This is a genomic window from Kitasatospora sp. NPDC056800 (genome assembly GCF_042789775.1).
Taxonomy (GTDB): domain Bacteria; phylum Actinomycetota; class Actinomycetes; order Streptomycetales; family Streptomycetaceae; genus Kitasatospora.
The window spans coordinates 1-2,730 of sequence record NZ_JBHUAL010000140.1 but is presented as its reverse complement, the minus strand read 5'-3'; the positions used below and the strand labels follow the sequence as shown (position 1 = coordinate 2,730).

Annotated in this window: 2 protein-coding genes; one reads left to right on the top strand and one right to left on the bottom strand. The window is 71.0% G+C overall.

Features of this window, described 5'->3' with window-relative positions; translation table 11 throughout:
• Positions 1-145: 145 nt before the first annotated feature.
• Positions 146-361, bottom strand: coding sequence for a hypothetical protein (locus tag ACFRQN_RS26895; RefSeq protein ID WP_074005380.1), 216 nt, complete (start codon positions 359-361; stop codon positions 146-148).
• Positions 362-572: 211 nt separating this feature from the next.
• On the opposite strand from ACFRQN_RS26895, the gene ACFRQN_RS26890 reads away from it, so the two are divergent.
• Positions 573-2,570, top strand: coding sequence for a ricin-type beta-trefoil lectin domain protein (locus tag ACFRQN_RS26890; RefSeq protein ID WP_380742692.1), 1,998 nt, complete (start codon positions 573-575; stop codon positions 2,568-2,570).
• Positions 2,571-2,730 lie beyond the last annotated feature (160 nt).

Here is a 2,730-nt window from a genome sequence, read left to right as displayed (position 1 = left end):
GGGGGGGGGGGGGTTGTTTGGGTTTGGGGGGGGGGGGGGGGGGGGGGGGGGGGGGTGGGGGGGGGCGGGGGGGGGGGGGGGGTGGGGGGGGTCCCGGCCGCCCCCCCCCCCCCCCACGCCGAGCCCGCCGAGTGGGGTCGTGGGGTTACGCCCTGCCGCCCCTGTTGCCCCCGCCGCGCAGCAGGTCCGCGATGCGCGCGTCGACCTGCTCGCGGTCGTAGCCCCGCCACCTGATCTCGAACGCCGGCACGGGCGGCAGTGAAACGGCCCCGGACAGGGCCCTGAGGTAGTGGTCGACCTGCTCGCGGTCGTAGCCGCGCCGGACCAGGTCGAAGCCGCGGAACTCCGGTGATGTGGACACCTCGCGGGTCCTCCAATCTCTGACGACTCCCTGACGGCCGTTCGCCCGGGCCGCAGGGATCGAGGTCGGTCCGCGGGGCTCGCCGACCGGGGTGGCGCGTGAAAGGCGTCAGGCTTCTTGATCTTGTCATATGGATCGCGTCAGGAGCCGCGGGACGGCGGACTTCCGGTGCCACCATCCAACTTCCCCGAGAAGAAAGACGGTTCCGACCTTGCACCTCCTCTCCCGCCTGAAACGCGCCCTGGCCTGCGGGGTCGCCGCCGTCGCCGTGGTTTCCGTCCTGACCGCGCAGGCCCAGGCCGCGCCCGCGGCGGCCCCGGTGGACAAGACCTGCGGGACCCCGGCCTCGCCGGGCGGCGGCAACTGCATGACGGCGCTGATCAGTTCCGCCTTCGACACGATCAGGCTGATGCACGACGCCGCCAACCTCAACAAGCTGGACAACGCGGAGTTCACCCAGAACACCGCGACGAAGTTGAGCGCGAAGTTCCCGGGGTTCAACGTCATGGTGTTCAAGACCGTGGGCACCGACCTGTACGACACCGAGTGGTTCCGGAACGAGTACAAGTCCGACATGCGGGGGGTGCTGCTCGACACCACCTACAAGCTCAACCACTTCCTGGACAAGGAGAAGAAGGAGCCGTCCGGCTACGACGTCTTCCGGATCTGGGTCTTCCAGGGGGACTCGACCTTCCGCAACCGGGGCGACGGCGGCTACCTGAACTGGGCGTTCACCGGCAACGACGGCGACACCGTCAAGAAGGAGCCGTGGACCTGCCGCTCGGGCACCGCGCGGCCCTACAAGTGCGACGGCGACGTGCGCACCGTCCACTTCCCCGCGCGCTCCGGCTACGGCACCAGGACTGGCAGCCTGACCCCCGACTCCAGCGGCCCCGGCTATCACGCCTGCCTGGACGTCAGCGGCAACGGCACCGCGAACGGCACCCCCGTCCAGATGTGGGAATGCAACGGTGGCGACGCCCAGAAATGGACGTACAACGGCTACAAGCTCCAGGCGGCCAACGGCAAGTGCCTCGACCTGGAGGCCAACAAGACGGCGAACGGGACCAAGCTTCAGGTGTGGGACTGCCTGGAGATCCCCGGACAACGCTGGAACATGTCGGCCGGCGGCGGTTTCCGGCACATGACCGACCAGGACGACCGCTCCAAGGACGTCTGCGTCGACGACTTCAGCGGCCGGACCGCCAACGGCAGCACGGTGGCGGCCTGGGCCTGCGGCTCCGAGGACCGGCGGGACGCGCCCAACCAGAACTGGGCCTGGGGCGGCACCCCGCCGACCACCACCCCGCCCACGCCCGGCGGCACCGGCGGCGGCACCGGCACCGAGGTGTACCTGAAGCTCGACAACGGCCTGGGCGCCGTGCCGGTCAACGGCTCCGCCGGCGCGTCGGTCGTCGCCGGGCTCCGGGGCGGCAACGAGTCCAAGTGGAAGCTCTCCCCGGCGGGCGGCGGCCGCTACCGGATCACCAGCTCGTACGGGCTGGAACTCACCGAGAACGGCGGCTACCTGGCCGAACTCCAGCCGTGGAGCAACTCCTCCCGGCAGAAGTGGGAGCTCGCCGCGATCGGCAACGGCAAGTACCAGATCCGGATCTCCGGCGACGACTGCCTCGCCCACGACGCCGACTTCAAGCAGCTCGGCGTGTGGACCTGCAAGCAGGACTGGCACCAGGGGTGGGTGCTCGAATCCACGTCCGGCGGCGTGATCACGCCGACCGACCCGACCACCCCGACGAAGCCGGACCCGAAGCCGAACCCGGACCCGAAGCCCAAGCCGAAGCCGTCCTCCGACATCCCGACCGAGCGGCCGCTGTTCCTGAAGCTCGCCAACGGGCTGGGCGCGACGGCCCCCAACGAGACCGCGAGCTGGGGTTCGCCGATCGTGGGCGGGATCCTGGGGGCGAAGGGGTCCCGCTGGACCATCAAGCCGCTGGGCGGGGACCGCTACCGGATCGTCAACGACCTCGGGTTCAACCTCACCGAGAACCCCGAGACCTACGTCGCCGAGCAGCAGGCGTGGGGCGACACCGCCAACCAGAAGTGGGAGTTCGTCGGCCTCGGCAACGGCAAGTACCGGGTCCAGATCGGCGACGACGACTGCCTTACCCACGACTCCGACTTCAAGCAGCTCGGGGTGTGGAGCTGCGAGGGCGGCTGGAAGCAGGAGTGGTCCTTCCAGCTGCTCTGACCGGAGCCACCTGCCGGAGTCACGGCCTCGGGGGCCGGCCGGACGGGGGGGGGCCCCCGGCCCCGGCGCCCGGGGGGCGGGCCCCGTCCGGGTGGTCGGGGACCCCCCCGGGGTGTCCGTGGTCGGCGCCCAGGTCGACCAGCCCCTCAAGGAGTTCTGT